A 25,102-nucleotide genomic window follows, 5' to 3' on the forward strand; every position below is an offset into this window, starting at 1 on the left:
GCACCCGGGGGAACCTCCTGCAGTCGTGTCACATCTCTTCACTCGGCGCACCGTTGGTCGCTCGTCGATCACCGTGCGTCGCGGATTCGGCAAGTATCCCCGCGAAGCCGCCTGGAAGCGTTGATTTCCGCTTTACATGGACATGACTCATCCGTAAGGGTGGAGCTCCGGGGCCCGACCAGCCCCGTGGCGCCCAACGGCGCCATGTCTCACGGCGGTTGGGGACCCCGGCCGTCCGAACGAAGGAACCCTCACCTTTGCGTAGTGCACCCATACGTCTGCTGACGGTCGCCGTCGCCGTCGCCACGGCCGCAACGGGCCTGGCGGGCACGGCGTTCGCGGGCCCGTCCGCGGGGGAGACGCGGGCCGCGACCACCGCCGACACCCAGGGCACCGCCGTCGTCCGGGCGGCCCGTGCCGCCGCCTTCGCCCACGCCTCGGCCACCGGTGTCGGCCAGGGCGACGCACTCCGGCCGCAGGACGTGCTGATCGACCCCGAGGGCGGCCGCCATGTCCGGTTCGTCCGGACCCACCAGGGCCTGCCCGTCCTCGGCGGCGATCTCGTCGTGCACCTCACCGGGAACCTCGCCTACGCCGGCGTGACCCGCGCCGCCGACCACGCCGTCGCGCCCGCCAGCGTGCGGGCCCGGCTGACCGCCGCCCAGGCCGAGGCCAAGGCCGCCGCCGTCGCCCAGGGCGACGCAGGGAGCGCCGAACTCGTCGTGGACGCCCGCGGCGGCGCCTCCGCGCTCGCCTACCAGGTCCAGGTGACCGACAGCGACACCACCGAGGCCGGCGGCTCCCGCACGGTCGTCGTGGACGCCGTCACCGGCACGGTGCGCAGCAACACGCCCGACAGCGACGAGTTCCTCTCGCCGAGCCTGGTCCGCACCCTGCGCGAGCGCGGCGAGACCCTCGACCCCGCCTCCGGCACCGCCCCGCTCTCCGCCGGGCTCACCGCGGCCTCCTCGGCTCCCGCCGCCCGCTACCCCCAGACCGCCAAGGGCACCGGAAGCTCCCTGTTCGTCGGGAAGGTGCCGCTCACCACCACCCGCACCGCGGCCCGCAGCTACCTGCTGAAGGACCCCACCCACTGGGGCACCGAGACCCGCGACGCCAAGAACAAGGAGCAGGAGAACTTCGCCCGCGGCACCAAGTTCACCAGCACCACCAACAAGTGGGGCAACGGCGCCGTCTCCAGCCGCGCCAGCGCCGCCGTGGACGCCCAGTACGGCGTGGTCCAGACGCTGGACTTCTACAAGAAGACCCTCGGCCGCAAGGGCGTCAGGAACAACGGCAAGGGCGCCCGCGCCATGGTCCACTTCGGCAACAAGGTGGCCAACGCGTTCTGGGACCCCGCCTGCGACTGCATGCTGTACGGCGACGGCGACGGCGACATGTTCAAGAAGCCCCTCGTCGTCCTGGACGTCACCGGCCACGAACTCACCCACGGCGTCGTCGACGCGACCGCCCGGCTGGAGCCGACCTTCGTCGACGGCGACGGCAACCAGTACGGCGAGCCGGGCTCGCTGAACGAGTCCCTCGCGGACATCTTCGGCTCCAACGTCGAGTTCAGCGCCAACAACCCCAAGAACCCGCCGAACTACCTCATCGGCGAGAAGCTGGGCCTGGACCAGAAGTTCCTGCGCCGCCTCGACCAGCCGTCCCAGGACGTCCTCGAGGAGGCGATCGACTACTGGTCGCCCGAGACCTACTACACCGAGGTCCACGCCGGCTCCGGCGTCTCCTCGCACGCGTACTACCTGCTCGCCGAGGGCAGCGGGCGGAAGAAGATCGGCGCGGTCACCTACGACTCGCCGACCTACGACGGCGCTCCCGTCAAGGGCATCGGCCGGGCCAAGGCGACCAAGATCTACTACCGCGCCCTGACCCGGTACATGGTCTCCACGACCGACTTCCACGACGCGCGCCTCGCGACCATGAAGGCGGCCCGGGACCTGTACGGCCGGGACAGCGTGGAGTTCAAGACGGTGATCAGGTCCTGGGCCGCGGTGAACGTCACCGCGGCGAACGTGCCGCCCGCCGTGCGCTGACGGAGACGAACCCGCTCCGTGTCCGTCAGTAGTCGGGGCAGAGGTTGGTGTGCACGGCCTCGACGATCCGTGTGCTCTTGAGGCGGCCGAAGCCGTCCGGGTGACCGGGGGAGACGAAGCGCCGCATCGCGGCGCCGATCTGCTCCTCCCGGTCGCCGGGGTGGTCGTGGATCGTGGCGCACTGGTCGCGGCCCCGCTCGACGGCCTCGTCCTCCTTGTCGTGCACGATGTCCGGGTCGATCGCGGTCAGCGCCCGCACATAGGCGCCCTCGCCGTCACGGTCGGGGCGCGGCGGCAGGGCCGCCTTGCCCTTCTTCACCGCCGGGCGCGTCGGGGACGGCGGCGCGGTGCCGCCGCCCGCCTGCCGCGGGGCCGAGGCGGACGCGGAGACGGAGGGGGAGAGCCCTCCGGCCGGTGTCCGCGGCGTCCCCGACCCCGCTGACGGACTTGCGGCACCCACCGAGGAGGTCCGCTCTCCCGTCGCCGGTTGCTTGCGGCCCGCGGCGGTGTCCCCCGCTCCGCAGGCGGTGAGGACGGCGACGGCGAGGGCGCAGGACGCCAGAGCGGCTGCGGTGGTGCGGTGGTTCACGGGTCTCCTGGTGCCTGCGGTACGACGGCTGAGCTCCGTGAGCGTATGGGCAGCTTGTATGCCTGCGAGGGGGGTTCATCTCCCTTGCGGGGGTGGTGAAGAGGTGCCAGGGGGCGCAGGCATCTAGGCGAGCGCCCCTTCCGCCCTTGGCGCCCGGCGCCCCTGCACACACCTACCCCCGGCGCAGGATCTGAGCCCAGTCCGCCGGCACCCGTCCCGCAGGGCCCGGCGAGGGCTGCTCGGCGGGGTGACTGACCGGGGACGCCAACTCCGGCCCAGAATCGTAGAGTTCCTCGCTGGAGTAGTCCCAGAACCACTCCTCGCCCGGCTCGAAGCTGCGCACGATCGGATGCCCGGTCGCCTTGTAGTGGGCGGTGGCGTGCTGCGCGGGGGAGGAGTCGCAGCAGCCGATGTGACCACAGCGCGCACAGCGCCGCAGATGGAACCACCAGCCCCCGACCGCGTCGCAGTCCACACAGCCGCTGCCGCTCGGCGGGACGGACGGGTTCGATGGCGTTCGTGTCGGTCATGCGGGCTCCTCGACCTCGGCGGGCTGGGACTCGGGCGGCGACTCGGGCTGGGACTCGGGCCGGGGCTCGGACAGCGCGTCGGGCGGCGAATCGGGCTCGGGCGCGGTGAGCGGCAGCAGCACCTGGAAGCGGGTGTCGCCCGGCACCGACTCCACCCGCAGCGTGCCGTGGTGCTTGTTGACGATGATCCGCCAGGAGATGTCCAGGCCGAGGCCCGTACCCTCGCCGACCGGTTTGGTGGTGAAGAACGGGTCGAAGATCCTGCTGCGGATGTCCGCCGGGATGCCGGGACCGGTGTCCCGGAACTCCACCAGCAGCCGGTCGCCCTCCCGCGCCGTGCGCACGGTCAACGAGCCTTCCCCGCCTGCGCTGTTGACGGCGAACACCGCGTTGTCCACGAGGTTCGTCCACACCTGGTTCAGCTCCGCCGGATAGGCGGGCACCTGCGGGAGCGTCCGGTCGTACTCCTTGACCACCTCGATGCGCTGCCCGATCTTCCCCGACAGCATCAGCAGCGTGCTGTCGAGGAGTTCATGCACGTCCACCACCCGGAAGGGCGCCCGGTCGAGCTGCGAGTACTGCTTGGCCGCGTCCACCAGGTGCGAGATCCGGGTCGTGGAGTCCTCGATCTCGTACATCAACAGCTCGGTCTCGATGGTGTAGTTGAGCCATCCGACCGCGTTGGGCAGCATCTCCGGGTCCACCGCCGCGGCGACCTGCTCCAGCCAGTCGACGTCCAGCCCCGCCTGCACGAACACCGGCGCGTACTGCCAGCCGTAGTCCATGCCGTGGTCCTCGAGCCACTCGGTGAGCGCGTCCTCCCGGTCCGACGCCTCCAGCGGACTGAGCGACGGCGCCTTGGCGACCCGCTCGGCGGTGCGCTCCTGGACCTCGATCAGACTCGCCAACGCGTCCCGGGAGAAGGGTCCTTCGGCGATCAGCGCGAGCTTGTGCCGCATCCTGGCGACCCGCTCGCGCAGCGTCGCGGTGGCCCGGACGGCCGCCGCGGCAGGGTTGTTGAGCTCATGGGTGAGCCCCGCCGACAACGAGCCGAGCGCCAGCAGCCGTTCCCGCTGCCCGATCGCGGCCTGGGTGTTCTTCGAGCCGAAGAACAGGCCCTCCAGCAGATGCACCGCCATCGGGAACCAGTCCCGCATGATCTCCGCGAACACGTCCCCCGGCAGCACGAAGAACCGGGACGGCTCCGTCACCCGCATCGAGTTGGTGTAGACCTGCCGCACCCGGTCCCCCAGATACGCCTGCATGGCCCCCGAGTACACCCCGCGCTGCGAGGTCCGGGTGACCTCCACGTCGTCCCCGCCGACCCGCCGCGACAGCACGACCGAGCCCTCGACCAGCACGTAGAAGCAGGTCGCCGGATCTCCCTCGGCGTACACCGGACCGGGCTCGAACCTCTCCACCCGCCCCTCCGCACACAGCCGTCCCAGCTGCTCCGGGGTGAGCTTCTCGAACAGGAACAGCGAGCCGATCTCCGCCGGGCTGCACGGCATCGGCCGCCCGCTCACGACTGCTCCAGATACCGGTGGACGAGCATGACTGCCATGGCTCCCTCTCCGACGGCGGACGCGACCCGCTTGGCCGACTCGGCGCGTGCGTCGCCCGCCACGAACACGCCGGGAATGCTGGTCTCCAGGTGGTACGGCGGCCGGTCCAGCTCCCAGCCCGCCGGCGGCCGCCCGTCCGCGGTGAGATCGGGCCCCGCCAGGATGAACCCGCGCTCGTCGCGCAGCACGGTCCCGTCCAGCCAGTCGGTCAGCGGGGCCGCGCCGATGAACACGAACATCCACTGCGCGTCGACGGTCTCGGTCTCGCCGTTCTTCACGTCCCGCAGCGTCAGCCGCTGCAGACGACCGTCCCCGTGCGCGGACTCCACGACCGTGCCTGCCCGCACATGGATGTTCGGCGCCTCCTCGATCTGCTGGATCAGGTAGTACGACATCGAGGCCGCCAGCGACTCCCCGCGCACCAGCAGCGTCACCGACCTGGCGTTCCGCGACAGGTACATCGCCGCCTGCCCGGCGGAGTTGGCGCCGCCCACGATGTACACGTCCTGGTCCTGGCAGGAGGCCGCCTCGGTCAGCGCCGAGCCGTAGAACACCCCGCAGCCGGTCAGGTCGTCGCAGCCCGGCGCCGCGAGCTGCCGGTAGGACACGCCCGTCGCGAGGATCACGCTGTGCGCCGCCACCGCCGAGCCGTCCGAGAACCGTACGACCCGCGCGGAGCCGTTCACCTCCAGCCCCGTCACCTCGCGCGCGGTGAGGATCTCGGCGCCGAACTTGGTCGCCTGCCGGCGCGCCCGGTCGGTGAGCTGGGCCCCGGACACCCCGTCGGGGAACCCGAGGTAGTTCTCGATGCGCGAACTCTGCCCGGCCTGTCCGCCGGTCGCCGACCGCTCCACCAGCACCGTCCGCAGCCCCTCGGAGGCGCCGTACACCGCCGACCCCAGGCCGGCCGGACCGCCGCCGATGACGACCAGGTCGTAGAACTCGGCCGCCGGGGTCGTCGCCAGACCCACGCGCGCCGCCAGCTCCGGGGCGTCCGGCTCGATCAGCGGCGCCCCCTCCGGGGTGATCACCAGCGGCAGCCGCCGCCCGTCCGCCTCCGCCGCGGCCAGCAGCCGCTGCCCCTCGGGCTCGTCGGCGGAGTACCAGCGGTACGGCACCTGGTTGCGGGCCAGGAACTCCCGGACGTCCGAGGAACGCGCCGACCACCGGTGCCCGACCACCTTCGTCGCCGGGACCGGCCGGTAGTCGCTGGCGCGCCAGGCGTCCAGCAGGTCGTCCAGGACCGGGTAGAGCTTCTCCTCCGGCGGGTCCCACGGCTTGAGCAGATAGTGGTCGAGGTCGACGACGTTGATCGCGTCGATCGCCGCGTTCGTGTCCGCGTAGGCGGTCAGCAGCACCCGCCGGGCTCCCGGGTACACGTCCAGGGCCTGTTCGAGGAACTCGATGCCGTTCATCTGCGGCATGCGGTAGTCGGCCAGGATCACCGCCACCAGGTCGCCACGCAGCTTCAGTTCGCGCAGCGCCTCCAGCGCGGACTCGCCGGACTCCGCCCGCACGATCCGGTACGCGGCGCCGTAGCGGCGCCGCAGGTCACGGGCGACGGCACGGGACACCCCCGGGTCGTCGTCCACGGTCAGGATGACGGTCCGCGCCGGTTCGGCGGCCTGTGTCATACGTCTCCCACCCCGAGAGCGGTCAGGACTCGCCGGCGCACGGCGGACCGCGCGCCGGCTCCGCCCATCGTAGGGTCGTTCGCTGCCGTCCGCTCAGGGACGGTGCGCAGCGTGCGCTCCCGGTTCAGCACCGGGCACCCACCGTCAAGGCGACCGCCGCGCCGCCAGGACGCAGAACTCGTTGCCCTCGGGGTCGGTCAGCGTCACCCACGGCTGCTCGCCCTGCCCCAGGTCGGCGTGGCGCGCCCCCAGCGACAGCAGTCTGCTCACCTCGGCCCGCTGGTCGAGGGGACGGAAGTCCAGATGCAGCCGGTTCTTGACCTGCTTGCCCTCCGGCACGGGGACGAACAGCAGCCCCGGCAGCCGGTCCGGCGCGGGCCGGATCTCGTACTCGTCCGGCGCGTTGCTCACCACCGCCCAGCCGAGTGCCTTCGCCCACCAGCGTCCGAGCGCGACCGGATCGTGACAGTCCACGATCACCTGTTCCCATTCCAAGGTCATGAACGGCAGCGTAGTGAAGACTGGCCCGGTACGAAGTGATCACGACACAGGAGGCAGCGCGATGACGGGCCCGATCACGGCAGGGGTCGACGGGACGGACGAGAGCCTCGCGGCGCTCGCCTGGGCGGCGCGGGAGGCCGTACGACGGGACACGGCGCTGCGGGTGGTGCACGCCTGGAAACACGGGCCCCACCCCGCGCCCGAGGCCGCCGACCGGGACGCCCAGCGGGCCTGGGTGGGCGAGGCCGTCGAGCGGGCCGTCGCCACGGTCACCGAACGGCACCCGGGCCTCCCCGTCACCACCGACGTCCTGGAGGGCCACCCGGTCGGGACACTGCTCGGCGCCGCCGCGGACGCGGAACTGCTGGTGCTCGGTTCCCGCGGGCACGGCCCCGTCGTCGGCTTCCTGCTGGGCTCGGTCGGCCAGCAGGTGATCGCCGAGGCGGCCCGCCCCGTCGTCCTCGTCCGGGCCGGCGACAAGCCCTCCGCCGAGGTGGCCGGGCACGAGATCGTCGTCGGCCAGCAGGGCGACCCCGAGGACAGCGCCGCCGCGCTGCGGTTCGCCTTCGCGACCGCCGCGGCCCGCGGCGCGAGCGTCCGCGTGGTGCGCGCCTGGCAGCTGCCGCCGGTCTTCGCGTACAGCCCGGGCTCGCTCAAGCTGCTCGACGAGGCGGGCGGCCTGGAGCCGTTCGAGAAGAAGGCCCTGGACGACGCCGTACGACCGTGGCGGGAGCGCTTCCCGGACGTGCACGTCGTCGAGCACGTCGAGATGGGCAGCGCCGGACAGGTCCTGCTCTCGGTCGCCGGGCGGGCCCAGCTGATGGTCGTCGGCCGGCGCGCCCACCGCACCGCCGTGGGCGCCCGCATAGGCTCCGTCGCGCACGGCGTCCTGCACCACGCCGGCTGCCCGGTCGCCGTCGTCCCCCACGACTGAGTGCACCCGGCTCACTCGGGCACGGTCGGCTCCAGCGTCTCCCGTGCCTTGGGCAGGATGTGCACGAGGTAGTCCTCGACCGCCGTGTCGAGCCCGATGTCGTGCTGCGCCTGCTCGGACAGGTACCAGCGGTGCTCCAGCAGCTCGTGGTAGATCTCCGCCGGGTCCATCGAGCCGCGCAGCTCGGACGGCACGGCGCGCACGGTGGGCCGGAACACGTCCCGCACCCACCGGTGCGCCAGCACCTCGGGCCGGGCGGCGAGGGGGTCGCCCGGGGCGTAGTCGTCCTGGGTCGCCATCCAGCTCTCCAGGTCGTTCAGCAGCCGCCGGGCCTGGTTCTCCTCGGTGTCCAGTCCGGTCAGCCGCAGCAGCTGCCGCTGGTGGTGGCCCGCGTCGACGACCTTCGGCACGAAGGTGACGGTGTCGCCGTTGGGGGAGTGCTCGATCTGCATCTCGGCCACGTCGAAGCCCAGGTCGTTGAGCCGGCGGATACGGCGCTCGATGTAGTGGTACTTGCCCGCCGGGTACACCGAGGTGCGGGTCAACTCCTCCCACAGCGCGCCGTAGCGGGCGCAGATCTCCATGCCGAACTCGATCGGGTCCACCGACGGGTGGAGCGCCCCGGACGCCTCCAGGTCCAGCAGCTCGCCGCTGATGTTGACACGGGCGAGATCGAGGTCGTACTCCCGCTGCCCGGGGCTGAGCTGCGGATGCAGATCACCGGTCTCGGCGTCCACCAGATACGCGGCGTAGGCGCCCGCGTCCCGCCGGAACAGCGTGTTGGACAGCGAGCAGTCGCCCCAGGCGAACCCGGCGAGATGCAGCCGCACGATGAGCACCGCGAGGGCGTCCATCAGCCGGTGCATGGTCGCCGGACGCATGGTCGTCTCGAACATCGACCGGTACGGCATCGAGCCGCCCAGGTGCCGGGTGACCAGTACCGACTCCAGCGGGTCCCCCGCGCGGTCGGTGCGCCCGGTGACCACGGCCAGGGGGTCGACGGCGGGGATGCCGATCCGGTCCAGGTCGCGCAGCAGCTCGTACTCGCGCAGCGCCGGGCGTTCGGCGAGCTCCTTGACGGCGATCACCTCGTCACCGGCGCGCGCGTAGCGCACCACGTGGCGGGAGATGCCGCGCGGCAGCGGGACGAGGACTTCCTCGGGCCATTGCTCCAGGGGCACGTCCCAGGGAAGCTCCAGGAGGAGGGCCGGGTGCTCCGGATTCGTGGCGCTGATCTGCAAAGCCATGGCCTGACCTTAGACGGCGCGTTCGCGGGCGTGCCGGGCGGCCGCCTTCACGGAGCCCCGGTGCACCGGTCCGTGCCCAGGCAGCAGCACATCGGCCTCCAGGCCCTCGATCAGGCCGAGGGAGGTCACCGCTCGGGCGCGCTCGTGGTGGAACATGTCCGGCAGCAGCTGGGGGCCCTCGATCCGCGAGGTCAGATGCCCGCTGACCAGGGCGTCCCCCGAGATCACCACCCCGGCGTCCGGCAGATGGAAGACACAGTGGCCGTCGGTGTGGCCGGGTGTGTGCACCGGCACCGGCCGGCCGGGCAGGTCGAGCGGGCCGTCCGTGACCGGGAACGCCTCCGGCGCGCCGACGGGGTGCTGCTGGGTGCCGCCGACGCGCAGCACGTGCACCAGCCACGGCAGCACACCGGGGCGCCACGCGTTCCCCAGCACCGCGCCGACGCCCACCTGCTGGAGGAACTCCCGGCGGGCGTGCGGCACCTCCGCCGGGTGCGCGAGCACCGGGGTGCCGTAGGTCGTCCGCAGGTACTCGGCCGAACCGAGGTGGTCGTTGTGGGCGTGGGTGAGCAGCACGGCGGTCACCGCTGGCGGAGAACTGCCCACCGCCGCGAGGGACGCGAGGAGCTGCTCGCGGTCGCCCGGGTAGCCGGTGTCGATCAGCGTGACGGCGTCCCCCTCGCCGAGGATCACCCAGTTCGTGTGAGAGCCGTGCACCAGATGGATGCCGTCGGCGACCTGCCGTACGTCCGCGCCCATGATCGTCGTCCCGAGGTGTGAGGAGCCTGTCCGCCGCGCACAGCAAAGCAGACGGGGTGCCCCCGTGGATCACCGCCCTGGTACCGGCCCCTCGGGAGCCTTGACCGCTGCTCGGCGCTCCAGGATGCTGTGTTGCGGCACATGAGATGCGTGCCGCATTGAGCAACATAAGACTCAGGTCCCGTACCAGCCTAGGAGTGGCCATGGCTCACCAGGTCCGTGCTGTCGTCGCGCGCGCGAAGGGTGCCCCCGTCAGCCTGGAGACGATCATCGTCCCCGACCCCGGCCCGGGGGAGGCGCTGGTCAGGATCGAGGCCTGCGGGGTCTGCCACACCGATCTGCACTACCGCGAGGGCGGGATCAACGACGAGTTCCCCTTCCTGCTCGGCCACGAGGCCGCCGGCATCGTGGAGTCGGTCGGTGAGGGCGTCACGGACGTCGCGCCCGGTGACTTCGTCATCCTGAACTGGCGAGCCGTGTGCGGCCAGTGCCGGGCCTGTCGCCGCGGCCGCCCGCAGTACTGCTTCAACACGCACAACGCCAAGCAGAAGATGACCCTGCTCGACGGCACCGAGCTGTCCCCGGCCCTCGGCATCGGCGCCTTCGCCGAGAAGACCCTGGTCGCCGCCGGGCAGTGCACCAAGGTCGACCCCGCCGCCTCGGCGGCCGCCGTCGGCCTGCTGGGCTGCGGGGTGATGGCGGGCATCGGCGCCGCCATCAACACCGGCAACGTGGGACGCGGCGACAGCGTGGCCGTCATCGGCTGCGGCGGCGTCGGGGACGCGGCCGTCGTCGGCTCCCGGCTGGCCGGCGCGGCGAGGATCATCGCCGTGGACATCGACGACCGCAAGCTGGAGACCGCGCGGAAGCTGGGCGCCACCCACACCGTGAACTCGCGCGAGGCCGACGCCGTCGAGGCGATCCGCGAGCTGACCGGCGGCTTCGGTGCGGACGTCGTCATCGAGGCCGTCGGCCGCCCGGAGACCTACCGGCAGGCGTTCTACGGACGCGACCTGGCCGGCACGGTCGTCCTGGTCGGCGTCCCGACGCCGGAGATGAAGCTCGAACTGCCCCTCCTGGACGTCTTCGGCCGCGGCGGATCGCTGAAGTCCTCCTGGTACGGCGACTGCCTGCCCTCCCGCGACTTCCCCATGCTCGTCGACCTCTACCTCCAGGGCCGGCTCGACCTGGACGCCTTCGTCACCGAGACCATCGCCCTCGACGAGGTGGAGAAGGCCTTCGAGCGGATGCACGGCGGCGACGTCCTGCGCTCGGTGGTGGTCCTCTGATGTCCGGCGCCCGCATCGAGCACCTCGTCACCTCCGGGACCTTCTCCCTGGACGGCGGCACCTGGGACGTCGACAACAACGTCTGGATCGTCGGCGACGACACCGAGGTGATCGTCGTCGACGCCGCCCATGACGCCGACGCGATCGCCCGGGCCGTCGGGGACCGGCGGCTCACCGCCATCGTGAGCACCCACGCCCACAACGACCACATCGACGCCGCGCCCGCCCTCGCCGCGCGCACCGGAGCCCCGGTCCTGCTCCACCCCGACGACCTGCCCCTGTGGAAACAGACCCATCCCGACCGCGAGCCCGACGGCGAGCTGGCCGACGGGCAGGTCATCACCGTGGCGGGCGTCGACCTCACCGTGCTGCACACCCCGGGCCACGCCCCGGGCGCGGTCTGCCTGTACGCGCCCGCCCTGTCCGCGCTCTTCAGCGGCGACACGCTGTTCGCGGGGGGACCGGGGGCCACGGGACGGTCGTACAGCCACTTCCCGACCATCGTCGACTCGATCCGCGACCGGCTGCTGACGCTGCCCGGCGACACCGTCGTCCACACCGGACACGGGGACACGACGACCGTCGCCACGGAGGCCCCGCACCTCCAGGAGTGGATCGACCGCGGCTTCTGACCGCTCCCGGCGCAGCCCTCCGCACGGCGCCCGCATTACCTGTTTCCGCAGGTGGTGCGGGCGTTTCGAGCTGCCTCGGGGGCGGTCCGCGAGGTGGCCCGAAGCGGCTCTCCGCAAGCCTTGACAGGGGTTCTGGGCGACCTCAGACTGATGTTGCGCTTTCCGCAATCCGTTTCGCTATACGCACCGAGGTGTCATGATGATTCCCGCGTGCCGTCTCGAGGATCTCCCGCGAGGCGAGGCCTTCCGGCTCGACATCGACCCGCCGGTCTCGGTGTTCCACACCGACGACGGCGAGCTCTACGCCATCGACGACACCTGCACCCACCAGGACGCCTCGCTCGCCGACGGCTGGCTGGAGGGCTGTGAGGTCGAGTGCCCGCTGCACGCCTCCAAGTTCGACCTGCGCACCGGCGCGGTGGACGCCCCGCCGGCCAAGCTGCCGGTGCGCACCCACGAGGTCGTGGTCGAGGACGGCACGGTCTTCGTCAAGGTGTCCGAGGCGGCTCCCAATCTCCCGCCCTGTGTGGCGTCCCGGCTGGCCGGGGGGCCCGCGTGAGGACGGTGGCCGTGGTCGGCGCCTCCCTCGCCGGTCTGTCGGCCGTGCGCGCGCTGCGCAAGCAGGGCTACGACGGCCGTCTCGTCGTCATCGGCGACGAACCGCACCGGCCCTACGACCGGCCGCCGCTGTCGAAGGAGTTCCTCGCGGGGACCCTGGGCGAGGCCGACCTCGCTCTGGAGACCGAGGGTGAGGATCTGGGCGCCGAGTGGCTGCTCGGGGTCCGGGCGACCGGCCTCGACCGCACCGAGCGGGCCGTACGGCTCGCCGACGGGCGCGAGCTGAAGGCCGACGGGATCGTCCTCGCGACCGGTGCCGCCGCCCGCAGCCTGCCCGGTTCCGAGGGGCTCGCCGGGGTGCACACCCTGCGCACCCTGGACGACGCCCGCGCCCTGCGCGACGCGCTCGCCGCAGGGGGCAGCCTGGTGGTGATCGGCGGCGGCTTCATCGGCGCCGAGGTCGCCTCCACCGCCCACACGCTCGGACTCGACGTGACGGTGATCGAGGCGGCGCCCACGCCGCTGGCCGGCCCGCTGGGTGCCGAGATGGGCACCGTCGTCTCCGGCCTGCACACCGACCACGGCGTACGGCTCCTGTGCGGGGTCGGCGTCAAGGGGCTGAGCGGCGAGAGCCGTGTCGACGCCGTACTCCTGGAGGACGGCCGCAGCATCCCCGCCGACATCGTGGTGGTCGGTGTGGGCGCACGCCCCTGCGTCGACTGGCTCGACGGCTCGGGCATCGCGCTCGACAACGGCGTCAAGTGCGGCGCCGACGGGCGCACCAGCCTCGCCTCCGTGGTCGCCGTCGGGGACTGCGCGAACTGGTACGACCCGCGGGCCGGTGCGCACCGCAGGGTCGAGCACTGGACGGGAGCCCGGGAACGCCCGGACGCCGCGATCGCCACCCTGCTGGCGGGCGGGGCGGTGGAACCCGGGGTGCCGAAGCCGCCGTACTTCTGGTCCGACCAGTACGGAGTGAAGATCCAGTTCGCCGGCCACGCGGCCGGCGCCGACACCGTCACCGTCGAGCAAGGCACCGCCGGGGACCGCGACGTCCTGGCCGTGTACCGGCGCGCCGGGACCCCGGTCGCCGTACTCGGGATGAACCAGCCGCGGCTGTTCACCCGCTGGCGCAAGCAGCTCGCTGCCGCCACCGTCTGACCCCACCCCTGTTTCGACGCCGAGCGGAGTCGTTCTTGCCGGCGCGTGAATGATCCGCCCACGACGTTTTCCGAGGAGTGCACCGTGACCTCGACCAGCCTGCCGGACAGTCTGATCGCCACCCTTCCCGGCTCCTCCTACACCGATCCCGGGATCTTCGCCCAGGAGCAGGAGCGCATCTTCGAGACCATGTGGTTCTGCGTGGCGCGCGCCTCCGAGCTGGCCAAGCCCGGTGCGTTCCGCACCGTGGACGTGGGCCGCGAGAGCATCCTGGTCACCCGTGCCCGGGACAACGCGATCCGCGCCTACTTCAATGTGTGCCGCCACCGCGGGGCGAAGCTCTGCACGGAGGAGACCGGCGAGGTCAAGCGGGCCTTCCAGTGCCCGTACCACGCCTGGACCTACGACCTGAACGGCAAGCTCGTCGCCGCCCCCAACCTGACCAAGATGCCCGACGTCGGCCGCACCGAGTACGGCCTGACCGGCGTCGCCGTCCGGGAGTGGCTCGGCTATGTGTGGGTGTGCCTGGCGGAGAACCCGCCGTCCTTCGAGGAGGACGTGATGGGCGCCGCCGTCGAACGCCTCGGCGACCTCGCCTCCATCGAGCGCTACGACGTGGACAACCTGTCCGTGGGCAGGCGCATCACGTACGACGTGAAGGCGAACTGGAAGCTCATCATCGAGAACTTCATGGAGTGCTACCACTGCGCCACGATCCACCCCGAACTGACCGAGGTGCTGCCGGAGTTCGCGGACGGTTACGCGGCCCAGTACTACGTGGGCCACGGCGCGGAGTTCGGCGAGGAGATCCAGGGCTTCACGGTGGACGGCTCCGAGGGGCTGGACCGCATCCCCGGGGTGGCCGAGGACCAGGACCGCCGCTACTACGCGATCACCGTCAAGCCGCAGGTCTTCATCAACCTCGTCCCCGACCACGTGATCTTCCACCGTATGTACCCGGTGGCCGTCGACCGCACGATCGTCGAGTGCGACTGGCTCTATCTGCCGCACGTCGTCGAGAGCGGCAAGGACGTCAGCCGCTCGGTGGAGCTGTTCCACCGGGTCAACGTGCAGGACTTCGACGCCTGCGAGCGCACCCAGCCGGGCATGAGCTCGCGGATGTACGCCAAGGGCGGTGTGCTGGTGCCCAGCGAACACCACATCGGCGCCTTCCACGACTGGGTCAACGAACGCCTCGGCACCCCGCAGGGCTGACCCCGCGGGCCGGGTCAGCCCAGGAAGCCCATGCGGTGGCTGATCTCCTCCGCTCCCTTGAGGAGGATCGGGGAGAGCTCGTGCAGCCGCTCCTCGGTGAAGCGGTAGGAGGGCCCCGAGGCGCTGAGTGCCGCGATGACCACGCCGTCCCGGTCCCTGATCGGGGCGGCCATCGCGTGCAGCCCGATCTCCAGTTCCTCCAGCGTCCAGGCGTAGCCCCGCTCACGGGCCTCCGCCAGGTTCTTCTCCAGCTTCGTCTTCGCGGTGATCGTGTGCGGGCCGACCTTCTCCAGCCCGGACTTCGCCAGCACCGCGGCCCGCTCCTTGGCGGGCAGATGGGCCAGCAGGACCTTGCCGCTCGACGTCGCGTGCAGCGGGGTCAGCTCACCGACCCAGTTGTGCGCGGCGACGGCCGCCGGACCGCGCACCTGGTACAGATTGATCGCGTAGTGCTCCTGCATGACCGCGATGTTGACCGTCTCGCCGATCTCCTCGGCGAGGCGCTCGCAGACGGGACGGCCCTGCTGGGTGATGTCGAGACGTCCCGTGACGGCGCCGGCCAGGCGTACGATGCCGAAGCCGAGCCGGTACTTGCCGCGCTCGCCCGCCTGCTCCACCAGACCGCGCGCCTCCAGGGCGCCGAGCAGGCGGAACGCGGTGGACTTGTGAACATCGATCTCGGCGGCCACCTCGCTGACGCCCGCCTCACCGCGCTGGGCCAGGATTTCCAGCACGCTGATGGCGCGGTCGACCGACTGCACGCCGCCGGACTGCGTACTCGACGTTTCGGTGTCTGTGCTGTAGTTGCTCACAGCGCAACTATACGTGCAGTAAACAACGCCTTTGCAAGTAACCCGATCGAAACCGAGGCCACGTAAGTTGCGTGGCTCGCAACCTAGTGCGTATAGCGCTACTGGTATTAGCATGCGTCGCACTATCTGTGGCGCAAGCGAGACGAGGGCTCCATGGCTTCCCTGCAGTACGACTTCGTCATCGTCGGTGGTGGATCAGCCGGCAGCGCACTGGCGAACAGGCTCTCCGCGGATCCGGCGAACCGGGTCCTGGTGCTGGAGGCCGGCCGGTCCGACTACCCGTGGGACGTGTTCATCCACATGCCGGCCGCGCTGACGTATCCGATCGGCAGCCGCTTCTACGACTGGAAGTACGAGTCCGAGCCCGAGCCCCACATGGGCGGCCGGCGCATCTATCACGCGCGCGGCAAGGTGCTCGGCGGTTCCAGCAGCATCAACGGCATGATCTTCCAGCGCGGCAACCCCATGGACTACGAGCGCTGGGCGGCCGATCCCGGCATGGAGACGTGGGACTACGCCCACTGTCTGCCCTACTTCCGGCGGATGGAGAACTGTCTGGCCGCCGACCCCGACGACGAGTTCCGCGGTCACGACGGGCCGCTGGTCCTCGAACGCGGGCCGGCCGACAACCCGCTCTTCGGCGCCTTCCTCAAGGCCACCGAGGAGGCGGGCTACGCGCCCACCGAGGACGTCAACGGGTACCGGCAGGAAGGCTTCGCCAAGTTCGACCGCAATGTCTCCCGCGGACGCCGGCTCTCCGCCTCCAAGGCCTACCTCAAGCCCGCCCGCAAGCGGCCCAACCTCACCGTCACCACCCGCGCCCTGGTCACCCGTGTCCTGTTCGAGGGCAAGAAGGCCGTCGGCGTCGAGTACCGCAAGGGCCGGGGCGCCCTCCAGCAGGTCCGCGCCAAGGAGGTCATCCTCTGCGGCGGCGCGATCAACTCCCCGCAGCTCCTCCAGCTCTCCGGCGTCGGCAACGCCGAGGAACTGCGCGCCCTCGGCATCGACGTCGTCCACGACCTCCCCGGCGTCGGCGAGAACATGCAGGACCACCTCGAGGTCTACATCCAGTACGCGTGCAAGCAGCCCGTCTCCATGCAGCCGTACCTGGCGAAGTGGCGCGCCCCCTTCATCGGGCTCCAGTGGCTGTTCCGCAAGGGCCCGGCCGCGACCAACCACTTCGAGGCCGGCGGCTTCGCCCGCAGCAACGAGGACGTGGACTACCCCAACCTGATGTTCCACTTCCTGCCCATCGCGGTCCGCTACGACGGCTCGGTGCCGGCCGGCGGCCACGGCTACCAGGTCCACGTCGGACCGATGTACTCCGACGCCATCGGCTCGGTGAAGATCAAGAGCAAGGACCCGCGCGAGCACCCCGCCCTGCGCTTCAACTACCTCTCCACCGAGCAGGACCGCCGCGAGTGGGTCGAGGCGATCCGGGTGGCCCGCAAGCTGCTCAACCAGCCCGCCCTGGCCCCCTACAACGACGGCGAGATCTCACCCGGACCCTCCGTGGAGAGCGACGAGGAGATCCTCGCCTGGGTCGCCAAGGACGGCGAGACCGCCCTGCACCCCTCCTGCACCTGCAAGATGGGCACCGACGAGATGTCCGTCGTCGACCCCACCAGCATGCGGGTGCACGGTGTGGAGGGCCTGCGCGTGGTCGACGCCTCGGTCATGCCGTACGTCACCAACGGCAACATCTACGCCCCGGTGATGATGATCGCGGAGAAGGCCGCCGACCTGATCCTCGGCAAGGAGCCCCTCGCCCCGTCCAAGGCCGCCTACTACCGCCACCGCGACGCCCAGCGGCAGGCGGGGTAGACCTTGGCCGCCGACGGGCTGCGGCCGCTCCTGGAGCGGGTCCGCTACGAGGTGCTGCCCACGAAGTCGACGGAGGAGAAGGTCCTCGCCCATGTGCCGCGCGACGTCGTCGTCACCGTGACGGCGTCGCCGGTCAAGGGCCTGGAACCGACCCTCGCCCTCACCGAGCGCCTCGGGGCGCACGGCTACCGCGTCGTCCCGCACGTGCCCGCACGGCTGCTGCGGGACGACGCGCACCTCAAGGAGGTCACCGGCCGGCTGCACGCGGCCGGTGTCGACGACGTCTTCGTCCCGGCGGGCGACGCCAACCCGCCCGCCGGGGCCTTCGACGGCGCCCTGCCGGTGCTGCGCAGGCTGAGCGAGCTGGACAGCCCGTTCGCACGCGTCGGCATCACCGGCTACCCCGAGAGCCATCCCCTCATCCACGACGACATCACCATCCAGGCGATGTGGGACAAGCGCGAGCACGCCACCTACATCGTGAGCAACCTCTGCTTCGACGCGCGCGTGCTGGGCGACTGGATCGCCCGCATCCGGCGCCGGGACGTCGTCCTGCCCGTGCACGTGGGCGTCGCGGGGCCCGTCCAGTGGGCCAAACTGCTCGCCATGGCGACGAAGATCGGTGTGGGGGAGTCGACGCGCTTCCTGAGCAAGCACGCCTCGTGGTTCCTGCGCTTCGCCACGCCCGGCGGCTACTCGCCCGAGCGACTGCTCGGGCGGGCCCAGGAGGCCCTCACGGCGCCCTCCGCGGGCGTCGCGGGCCTCCATGTGTTCACGTTCAACCAGATCGCCGAGACGGAGAGCTGGCGGCGTGCCCTGCTGGACCGGCTCGCGGACTGACGGGGGCCGTATACGACGGGGAGGGGGCGGGACCGGAATTCCGGTCCCGCCCCCTCCCCGTCAAAGGACTCAGCGGAAGACGACCGTGCGGTTGCCGTCCACCATCACGCGGCTCTCGCTGTGCCACTTCACGGCGTGCGCCAGCACCTGCGCCTCGACGTCGCGGCCGACCGTGACCAGCTCGCCCGGGTCGAGGGAGTGGTCCACGCGGACCACGTCCTGCTCGATGATCTGGCCCTCGTCGAGGTCGGGCGTCACGTAGTGCGCGGTCGCGCCGACCAGCTTCACTCCCCGGTCGTAGGCCTGGTCGTACGGCTTCGCTCCCTTGAAGCTGGGGAGGAAGGAGTGGTGGATGTTGATGGCGCGGCCCTCGAGCCGCTTGCACAGGTCGTCCGAGAGGATCTGCATGTAGCGGGCGAGCACGACGAGATCGACGTCCAGCTCGCGCACCAGCTCCAGCAGCCGGGCCTCCGCCTCGGGCTTGGTGTCCTTCGTCACAGGCACGTGATGGAAGGGGATCCCATAGGTGTCCGCCAGGCCTTCGAATTCCCGGTGATTGGAGACGATCGCCGGGATTTCTATGTTGAGGGAACCCGTGCGCCGGCGGAACAGCAGATCGTTCAGGCAGTGCCCGAACTTGGACACCATGATGAGCGTCCTCGTCGGGGTCGACGCGTCCCGCAGGGTCCAGGAGATCCGGTAGGCGTCCGCCACCGGACCGAATCGGTAACGCAGATTTTTCAGATCGGCACTCGGGTCCGAGACGTCGAAGTGGACCCTCATGAAGAAGCGGCCCTGGAGGCGGTCGTCGAACTGCTGGCTCTCCAGGATGTTCCCGGAGTTCCGGACGAGGAAGCCGCTCACGGCGTGGACCAGCCCCGCGCTGTCGGGACAGGAAAGGGTGAGTACGTACTCACGGCCGGGTTGAGGTCGGGGGGACATGGGCCTCCTCCGTCGGTGCGTAATGCACAACTCTGTGAGCGATACGCAACATAGTTGGCCGGGATGGGGTCCACGGTCAAGGTCTGCGGCCGAGGGAGAAGGGTCGAAAGGCCCCGTGCGAAATCGTCATCCGCCAACCTCTTGACGGATGTCCGTACATTGGCCAGGGTGTTCCACCACAAGCAATTGAATGCACGATGCGCAACGCATTTCAGCTGAAGGGCTTGGCGCGTGGCAGACCTGTATGTGGATGGTGAATGGCGGGAGCCGGTGGCCGGGGGCCGCCGTGACATCCGATGTCCCGCCGACGGAACGCTCTCCGCGACCGTATCGGAAGGGACGCGTCCGGACACCGAGGCGGCGATCGCCGCGGCCCGTAGGGCCTTCGACGAGGGCCCCTGGCCGCAGACCCCCGAGCGGGAGCGCGGTGCCCTGCTGCTGCGCACCGCCGACCTCATCGAGCGCGACGCCAAGCTGTTCGCCCGCGCCGAGTCCCTCGACACCGGCAAGCGGCTGGTGGAGAGCGAGTACGACATCGCCGACGTCGTCTCCTGCTTCCGATACTACGGTGGCCTCGGCGGAACCGACGCGGGCCGGGTGATCGACACCGGCCGCGACGACGCCGTGAGCCGCGTGGTCTACGAACCCGTCGGCGTCTGCGGGCTGATCACCCCCTGGAACTATCCCCTCCTCCAGGCCTCCTGGAAGGTGGCCCCCGCCCTGCTGGCCGGCAACACCTTCGTGCTGAAGCCCAGCGAGCTGACCCCCTCCACCTCCATCCTGCTGCTGAAGGCGCTGGAGGAGGCCGGACTCCCGGCCGGTGTCGGCAACCTCGTCCTCGGCGGCGGCCCCGAGGTGGGCGCCCCGCTCTCCGAGCACCCCGGCGTCGACCTGGTCTCCTTCACCGGCGGCCTGGAGACCGGCAAGCGGATCATGGCCACCTCCGCGGCGACCGTGAAGAAGGTGGCGCTGGAGCTCGGCGGCAAGAACCCCAACGTGATCTTCGCCGACGCCGACTTCGAGACGGCCGTCGACTTCGCCCTCACCGCCGTCTTCCTGCACTCGGGACAGGTCTGCTCGGCCGGCGCCCGCCTGATCGTCCAGGACTCCCTGCACGACCGGCTCGTCGACGAGATCGTGCGCCGGGCCCGGCAGATCCGGCTCGGCGGCCCCTTCGACCCCGACGCGGAGACCGGCGCGCTGATCTCCGCCCAGCACCTGGCCAAGGTCGAGGCGTACGTCGCGGCCGGCATCGCCGAGGGCGCCGTCCTGCGCTGCGGCGGCGAGCGCCCCACCGACCCCGCCCTCGCGGACGGCCACTACTACCCGCCGACCGTCCTCGACGAGTGCCGGCAGGACATGCGCGTGGTCCACGAGGAGTCCTTCGGGCCCGTGCTGACCGTGGAGCGTTTCACCGACGAGGACGACGCCGTACGGATCGCCAACGACACCGAGTACGGCCTCGCCGGTGCCGTCTGGACACAGGACGCCGGCAAGGCCCAGCGGGTCGCCCGGCGACTGCGTCACGGCACGGTGTGGATCAACGACTACCACCCCTATGTGCCGCAAGCGGAATGGGGTGGTTTCGGACACTCGGGCGTGGGCCGCGAGCTGGGACCGACCGGCCTGAACGAGTACCGAGAGCCCAAGCACATCTGGCAGAACATCCAACCCCGGCCGCAGCACTGGTTCCGCGGCTGAACGCCGAAAAGAGGGCGATCGTGACCCCCACGCAGACCGAGGTATCCCAGCGGAGCGGCACACCTCAGGATGCCGACGGCGCTCCCGTCATCTCCGTGCGCAATCTGTGGAAGGTGTTCGGGCCGAAGGCCGAGCGGGTGCCGGGTGACGCGGAGCTGTGCGGCCTGACCCGGCGTGAGCTGATGGACCGCACCGGGTGTACGGCCGCGGTGCGTGAGGTGAATTTCGACGTCCGTCGCGGCGAGGTGTTCGTGGTGATGGGTTTGTCGGGTTCGGGCAAGTCGACGTTGGTGCGGTGTCTGACGCGGCTGATCGAGCCGACGTCGGGTGAGCTGGTGTTCGAGGGGCAGGACATCCGGCAGGCGGACGCGGCGCGGTTGCGGGAGTTGCGGCGGCGGAAGTTCTCGATGGTGTTCCAGCATTTCGGGTTGTTGCCGCATCGGCGGGTGGTGGACAACGTGGCGTTCGGGCTGGAGATCCGGGGGATGGGCCGGGCGGAGCGGACGCGGCGGGCGCTGGAGGTGGTGGAGCTGGTGGGGCTGGCGGGTTATGAGAACTCGTATCCGGACCAGCTGTCGGGCGGTATGCAGCAGCGGGTGGGGCTGGCGCGTGCGCTGGCGGGGGATCCGGACGTGCTGTTCTTCGACGAGCCGTTCTCGGCGCTGGATCCGTTGATCCGGCGGGACATGCAGAACGAGGTGATCCGGCTGCATCACGAGGTCGGCAAGACGATGGTGTTCATCACGCACGACCTGTCGGAGGCGTTGAAGCTGGGGGACCGGATCCTGATCATGCGGGACGGGAAGATGGTCCAGTGCGGTACGGGGGACGAGCTGGTGGGGGCTCCGGCGGACGACTATGTGCGGGAGTTCGTGAAGGACGTGCCGCGCGGTGATGTGCTGACGTTGCGGTGGATCATGCGGGCGCCGGTGGACGGTGACGCGCTGGACGGGCCGGAGCTGGGTCCGGACGTGGTGGTGCGGGAGGCGACGCGGGCGGTGCTCGCGGCGGAGAAGCCGGTGAAGGTCGTCGAGGACGGCAAGCTGCTCGGGATCGTGGGGGACGAGGAGATCCTCGCGGTCGTCGCGGGGCAGGAAGGCGGCAGGTGATGACCGTCGCCATCGAGAAGCCGGACACGACGGAGACGGCCGCACAGACCGCACCCGCCGCACCCACCCGGAAGATCACCCGGCCCATGGTGATCGGCGCGATCTTCGTCGTCTGGCTGCTGCTCTTCGCCGTGCTGCGGGGCAGGCAGACGCTCACCCTGGCGGCGGCCGATCTGACGGGTCTGCACCGCTGGTTCAACGAGGTCAACGACTCCATCGGCGCCAACCGCAACTCCAGTCCGCTCTTCCTGTACTTCTTCAACGAGATCCGGCTGGTCATCGACACCCTGGTGACCTTCGTCCGGGATCTGATCTCCCAGCCGTCCGGTGTGCGGCCGGTGCCGCAGATCGGCTGGCTCGGGGTGGTGGGGATCGCCGGATACGTCTCGTGGGCGGCCGGGAACTGGCGGGTGGCCTTGCTGGCGGTGGCCGGGTTCACGTTCATGGGGCTGCAGGGGCTGTGGCAGCAGAGCATGGACACCCTGGCCCTGACCCTCTCGGCGGTCCTGGTCGCGCTGCTGTTCGCGATCCCGCTGGGGGTGTGGGCAGGACTGTCCGACCGGTTCAACCGGGTCGTGACACCGTTCCTGGACTTCATGCAGACGATGCCGACCATGGTCTACCTCGCGCCCCTGACCCTGTTCTTTCTGATCGGCGGCGCCTCGGCAGTGATCGCCACGGCGATCTACGCGGCCCCTCCGACGATCCGCATCACGGCACACGCCATCCGCTCGGTCCCCGAGACCACCGCGGAGGCGGCCGACTCTCTGGGCGCCACACGCTGGCAGGCCTTGCTGAAGGTCCTCCTGCCGATGTCCAAGCGGACCGTGGTGATGGGCGTCAACCAGTCGATCATGGCGGCGCTGGCGATGGTCACCATCGCGGCTCTGATCGATGCGCCGGGTCTGGGCAAGACGGTGGTCCAGGCGCTGCAGTCGCTGGATGTCGGTACGGCGTTCAACGCGGGCCTCGCGATCGTGGTGATGGCGATCGTGCTGGACCGGGTGACGACCGCGGCCAGCACGCGTGAGGAGAGCGCCCGCAACTCCAAGAACCGCTTCCTGAAGTGGCGCAAGCAGCTTCTGGGCGCGGGGGCCGCCGTCACCGCCGTACTGATCTACCTGTCGCACACGTATCTGTGGGCGGCGGAGTTCCCGGGGGAAGGCAGCACGGGAAGCGCGATCGCGAGCGCGGCCGACACGGCCACGACCTGGGCGCAGGACAACCTGTCGGGTCTGACGAACGCCTTCCGGGACGCGATCACCAACGGTCTGCTCAATCCGTTCCAGACGCTGCTGACCGATTCGCCGTGGTGGGTGGTGGCCGGGGTGCTGGTCGCCCTCGCGGTCGTCCTCGGCGGGTGGCGGTCCGGGGTGACCACGGTGGTGTGCGTGGGCCTGCTGGTCGGCACGGGCATGTGGTCGGACGCCATGACCACGCTGGCCTCGACGATCGTGGCGACGGTGCTCGTGATGGTGCTGGGCATCGTCTTCGGGGTGTGGATGGGGCGCAGCCGGATGGCGGACCGGGTGATGCGGCCGAGTCTGGACGCGGCGCAGGTCATGCCGCCGTTCGTCTATCTGGTGCCGTTCCTGGCACTGTTCGGCGCGAGCCGGTTCACTGCGATCGTCGCCGCGATCGTGTACGCGGCGCCGGTGGCGATGAAGATCATCGCGGATGGGGTGCGGGCGGTGCCGGAGGCGACGGTGGAGGCGGCGACCTCGGCCGGGTGCAACACCTGGCAGATCATCACCAAGGTTCAACTGCCGATGTCACGCAGTGCTCTGACTCTCGCGACGAATCAGGGTCTGATCTACGTGCTGTCGATGGTTGTGGTGGGCGGCCTGGTGGGGGCGGGTGCCCTCGGCTACGACGTCGTGGCCGGTTTCTCGCAGGGCCAGCTGTACGGGAAGGGTCTGGCGGCGGGTCTCGCCATCGTCCTTCTCGGCGTCATGTTCGACCGGATCACTCAGGCAGCGGCGCGACGCGCGAGCGCATAAGGAGCAGGACACCATGGCAAGACACTGGCGTGCCGGCGCGGCCGGCCTGGCCGTCCTCGGCCTCACCCTCACCGCGTGCGGCGGTGCGAAGGTCGGCGCGGACTCCTCTGGTTCGGACAGCTCCGGCGGCTCCGGCAAGTGCGGGACCTTCAACCTCGCCGTCAACCCCTGGGTGGGCTACGAGGCGGACGCGGCGGTCGTCGCGTACGTCGCCCAGCACGAGCTCGGCTGTACGGTCAACAAGAAGGACCTCAAGGAAGAGATCGCCTGGCAGGGCTTCGGCACCGGCGAGGTCGACGCGGTCCTGGAGAACTGGGGCCACGACGACCTGAAGAAGAAGTACATCACCGACCAGAAGACCGCCGTGGAGGCCGGCTCGACCGGCAACAAGGGCATCATCGGCTGGTACGTGCCGCCGTGGCTGGCGAAGGCGCACCCGGACATCACGAACTGGGAGAGCCTGAACAAGTACGCGGCGAACTTCAAGACCTCGGAGTCGGGCGGCAAGGGTCAGCTGCTGGACGGTGACCCGTCGTACGTCACCAATGACGAGGCGCTGGTGAAGAACCTGAAGCTGGACTTCAAGGTGGTGTACGCGGGCAGTGAGACGGCGCTCATCCAGGCCTTCCGCAAGGCGGAGAAGGACAAGGAATGGGTGATCGGCTACTTCTACGAGCCGCAGTGGTTCCTCTCCGAGGTCCCGCTCGTCAAGGTCAACCTGCCCAAGTACACGGAGGGCTGTGACGCCGACGCCGCCAAGGTCGCCTGCGACTACCCGGTGTACGACCTCGACAAGATCGTCAGCGCGAAGTTCGCCAAGTCCGGCAGCCCCGCCTACGACCTGGTGAAGAACTTCAACTGGACGAACGACGACCAGAACGTCGTGGCCAAGTACATCGCGGAGGAGAAGATGACCCCCGACGCGGCCGCGAAGAAGTGGGTCGACGCCAACGCCGACAAGGTGAAGGCCTGGCTCAAGTAGCCCTGTCTCCCCAGTGGTCGATCATGCCCGGCGGGCGGTGCGCGTGACTGCGCACCGCCCGCCGGGCATCGCCGTGTCCGGGAGCCCCTGCGAGCTGTGTTTCCGGCTGTTCACCGACGTCACGGGACCTCTTGACACCCCTCCCCGGGGCGGGCACATTGAGTTGCGCAAACTGAAGCGCGTTGCGTGGACAGCAACTGAACCGGCTGGGCCGGTTCGATTCG

22 protein-coding genes are annotated in these 25,102 nt (G+C 70.5%); 13 read left to right on the plus strand and 9 right to left on the minus strand.

Going from position 1 to position 25,102, the window contains the following annotated elements:
- Positions 1-257 precede the first annotated feature (257 nt).
- A complete protein-coding gene (locus tag U5640_RS42545; protein ID WP_340384558.1) occupies positions 258-2,054 on the plus strand; it encodes a M4 family metallopeptidase in 1,797 nt (598 codons plus the stop codon).
- A gap of 25 nt (positions 2,055-2,079) precedes the next feature.
- On the opposite strand, the gene U5640_RS42550 is transcribed toward U5640_RS42545, so the two are convergent.
- The 5 genes from U5640_RS42550 to U5640_RS42570 form a co-directional block, all read right to left on the minus strand.
- Positions 2,080-2,643 carry a hypothetical protein gene (locus tag U5640_RS42550; RefSeq protein ID WP_340384559.1) on the minus strand — a complete coding sequence of 188 codons (564 nt, stop codon included), beginning with the start codon at positions 2,641-2,643 and terminating at the stop codon, positions 2,080-2,082.
- Between the two features lie 172 nt (positions 2,644-2,815).
- Positions 2,816-3,118: a UBP-type zinc finger domain-containing protein gene (locus tag U5640_RS42555; protein WP_340384560.1), complete on the minus strand. Its 303-nt coding sequence runs from the start codon at positions 3,116-3,118 to the stop codon at positions 2,816-2,818.
- A gap of 51 nt (positions 3,119-3,169) precedes the next feature.
- A complete protein-coding gene (locus U5640_RS42560; RefSeq protein WP_340384561.1) occupies positions 3,170-4,699 on the minus strand; it encodes an ATP-binding protein in 1,530 nt (509 codons plus the stop codon).
- Positions 4,696-6,372: an FAD-dependent oxidoreductase gene (locus tag U5640_RS42565; RefSeq protein WP_340384562.1), complete on the minus strand. Its 1,677-nt coding sequence runs from the start codon at positions 6,370-6,372 to the stop codon at positions 4,696-4,698. Before U5640_RS42565 ends, U5640_RS42560 begins: the two co-directional genes overlap by 4 nt.
- Positions 6,373-6,516: 144 nt before the next feature.
- Positions 6,517-6,873: a VOC family protein gene (locus tag U5640_RS42570; protein ID WP_340384563.1), complete on the minus strand. Its 357-nt coding sequence runs from the start codon at positions 6,871-6,873 to the stop codon at positions 6,517-6,519.
- Between the two features lie 61 nt (positions 6,874-6,934).
- Between U5640_RS42570 and U5640_RS42575 the strand changes: the two genes are divergently transcribed.
- Positions 6,935-7,807 carry a universal stress protein gene (locus U5640_RS42575; protein ID WP_340384564.1) on the plus strand — a complete coding sequence of 291 codons (873 nt, stop codon included), beginning with the start codon at positions 6,935-6,937 and terminating at the stop codon, positions 7,805-7,807.
- Positions 7,808-7,818: 11 nt separating this feature from the next.
- On the opposite strand, the gene U5640_RS42580 is transcribed toward U5640_RS42575, so the two are convergent.
- A complete protein-coding gene (locus U5640_RS42580) occupies positions 7,819-9,054 on the minus strand; it encodes a DUF4032 domain-containing protein (RefSeq protein WP_340384565.1) in 1,236 nt (411 codons plus the stop codon).
- Positions 9,055-9,063: 9 nt separating this feature from the next.
- Complete coding sequence (locus tag U5640_RS42585) at positions 9,064-9,813, minus strand: MBL fold metallo-hydrolase (protein WP_340384566.1); 750 nt, start codon at positions 9,811-9,813, stop codon at positions 9,064-9,066.
- Positions 9,814-10,016: 203 nt separating this feature from the next.
- Between U5640_RS42585 and U5640_RS42590 the strand changes: the two genes are divergently transcribed.
- The 5 genes from U5640_RS42590 (at position 10,017) to U5640_RS42610 (ending at position 14,668) form a co-directional block, all read left to right on the plus strand.
- Positions 10,017-11,102 (plus strand): S-(hydroxymethyl)mycothiol dehydrogenase, encoded by a 1,086-nt coding sequence (locus tag U5640_RS42590; protein ID WP_340384567.1) that lies wholly within the window; start codon positions 10,017-10,019, stop codon positions 11,100-11,102.
- Positions 11,102-11,734 carry an MBL fold metallo-hydrolase gene (locus U5640_RS42595; RefSeq protein WP_340384568.1) on the plus strand — a complete coding sequence of 211 codons (633 nt, stop codon included), beginning with the start codon at positions 11,102-11,104 and terminating at the stop codon, positions 11,732-11,734. Before U5640_RS42590 ends, U5640_RS42595 begins: the two co-directional genes overlap by 1 nt.
- 196 nt (positions 11,735-11,930) lie before the next feature.
- Positions 11,931-12,293, plus strand: a complete 363-nt coding sequence (locus U5640_RS42600) for a bifunctional 3-phenylpropionate/cinnamic acid dioxygenase ferredoxin subunit (protein WP_067258156.1) — start codon at positions 11,931-11,933, stop codon at positions 12,291-12,293.
- The gene (locus U5640_RS42605; protein WP_340384569.1) at positions 12,290-13,453 is read left to right on the plus strand and encodes an FAD-dependent oxidoreductase; all 1,164 of its coding nucleotides are present in this window, start codon (positions 12,290-12,292) and stop codon (positions 13,451-13,453) included. The genes U5640_RS42600 and U5640_RS42605 overlap by 4 nt, the downstream gene beginning before the upstream one ends.
- A gap of 84 nt (positions 13,454-13,537) precedes the next feature.
- Complete coding sequence (locus tag U5640_RS42610; RefSeq protein WP_340384570.1) at positions 13,538-14,668, plus strand: aromatic ring-hydroxylating dioxygenase subunit alpha; 1,131 nt, start codon at positions 13,538-13,540, stop codon at positions 14,666-14,668.
- Between the two features lie 14 nt (positions 14,669-14,682).
- On the opposite strand, the gene U5640_RS42615 is transcribed toward U5640_RS42610, so the two are convergent.
- Positions 14,683-15,429: an IclR family transcriptional regulator gene (locus U5640_RS42615; protein ID WP_055634574.1), complete on the minus strand. Its 747-nt coding sequence runs from the start codon at positions 15,427-15,429 to the stop codon at positions 14,683-14,685.
- Positions 15,430-15,633: 204 nt separating this feature from the next.
- Between U5640_RS42615 and betA the strand changes: the two genes are divergently transcribed.
- A complete protein-coding gene (betA, locus tag U5640_RS42620; protein ID WP_340384571.1) occupies positions 15,634-17,304 on the plus strand; it encodes a choline dehydrogenase in 1,671 nt (556 codons plus the stop codon).
- Positions 17,305-17,307: 3 nt separating this feature from the next.
- A complete protein-coding gene (locus tag U5640_RS42625) occupies positions 17,308-18,144 on the plus strand; it encodes a 5,10-methylenetetrahydrofolate reductase (protein WP_340384572.1) in 837 nt (278 codons plus the stop codon).
- Between the two features lie 69 nt (positions 18,145-18,213).
- On the opposite strand, the gene purU is transcribed toward U5640_RS42625, so the two are convergent.
- The gene (gene purU / locus U5640_RS42630) at positions 18,214-19,086 is read right to left on the minus strand and encodes a formyltetrahydrofolate deformylase (protein WP_340384573.1); all 873 of its coding nucleotides are present in this window, start codon (positions 19,084-19,086) and stop codon (positions 18,214-18,216) included.
- A 231-nt stretch (positions 19,087-19,317) separates the two neighbouring features.
- Here purU and U5640_RS42635 point away from each other — a divergent pair, with 231 nt between their 5' ends.
- Genes U5640_RS42635 through U5640_RS42650 form a run of 4 tightly spaced genes read left to right on the plus strand, consistent with a single transcriptional unit; the run spans position 19,318 to position 24,878 of the window.
- Positions 19,318-20,787, plus strand: coding sequence for an aldehyde dehydrogenase family protein (locus tag U5640_RS42635; protein WP_340384574.1), 1,470 nt, complete (start codon positions 19,318-19,320; stop codon positions 20,785-20,787).
- Positions 20,788-20,807: 20 nt separating this feature from the next.
- Positions 20,808-21,896, plus strand: coding sequence for a glycine betaine/L-proline ABC transporter ATP-binding protein (locus U5640_RS42640; protein ID WP_340384575.1), 1,089 nt, complete (start codon positions 20,808-20,810; stop codon positions 21,894-21,896).
- Entirely contained in the window at positions 21,896-23,896 is a 2,001-nt protein-coding gene (locus tag U5640_RS42645; RefSeq protein WP_340384576.1) for an ABC transporter permease subunit, read from the plus strand. Before U5640_RS42640 ends, U5640_RS42645 begins: the two co-directional genes overlap by 1 nt.
- A 13-nt stretch (positions 23,897-23,909) precedes the next feature.
- Complete coding sequence (locus tag U5640_RS42650; RefSeq protein WP_340384577.1) at positions 23,910-24,878, plus strand: ABC transporter substrate-binding protein; 969 nt, start codon at positions 23,910-23,912, stop codon at positions 24,876-24,878.
- Positions 24,879-25,102 lie beyond the last annotated feature (224 nt).

Source organism: Streptomyces sp. SS7, assembly GCF_037993025.1.
In the GTDB taxonomy this organism is placed as follows: Bacteria; Actinomycetota; Actinomycetes; order Streptomycetales; family Streptomycetaceae; genus Streptomyces.

Bases quoted from the DNA above. Each gene is read 5' to 3' on its own strand.
- U5640_RS42590 (WP_340384567.1), top strand. From the start codon at position 10,017: ATGGCTCACCAGGTCCGTGCTGTCGTCGCGCGCGCGAAGGGTGCCCCC.
- U5640_RS42645 (WP_340384576.1), top strand. From the start codon at position 21,896: ATGACCGTCGCCATCGAGAAGCCGGACACGACGGAGACGGCCGCACAG.
- purU (WP_340384573.1), bottom strand. From the start codon at position 19,086: ATGTCCCCCCGACCTCAACCCGGCCGTGAGTACGTACTCACCCTTTCC.
- U5640_RS42595 (WP_340384568.1), top strand. From the start codon at position 11,102: ATGTCCGGCGCCCGCATCGAGCACCTCGTCACCTCCGGGACCTTCTCC.
- U5640_RS42575 (WP_340384564.1), top strand. From the start codon at position 6,935: ATGACGGGCCCGATCACGGCAGGGGTCGACGGGACGGACGAGAGCCTC.
- U5640_RS42650 (WP_340384577.1), top strand. From the start codon at position 23,910: ATGGCAAGACACTGGCGTGCCGGCGCGGCCGGCCTGGCCGTCCTCGGC.
- U5640_RS42600 (WP_067258156.1), top strand. From the start codon at position 11,931: ATGATGATTCCCGCGTGCCGTCTCGAGGATCTCCCGCGAGGCGAGGCC.
- U5640_RS42585 (WP_340384566.1), bottom strand. From the start codon at position 9,813: ATGGGCGCGGACGTACGGCAGGTCGCCGACGGCATCCATCTGGTGCAC.
- U5640_RS42570 (WP_340384563.1), bottom strand. From the start codon at position 6,873: ATGACCTTGGAATGGGAACAGGTGATCGTGGACTGTCACGATCCGGTC.
- betA (WP_340384571.1), top strand. From the start codon at position 15,634: ATGGCTTCCCTGCAGTACGACTTCGTCATCGTCGGTGGTGGATCAGCC.
- U5640_RS42565 (WP_340384562.1), bottom strand. From the start codon at position 6,372: ATGACACAGGCCGCCGAACCGGCGCGGACCGTCATCCTGACCGTGGAC.
- U5640_RS42580 (WP_340384565.1), bottom strand. From the start codon at position 9,054: ATGGCTTTGCAGATCAGCGCCACGAATCCGGAGCACCCGGCCCTCCTC.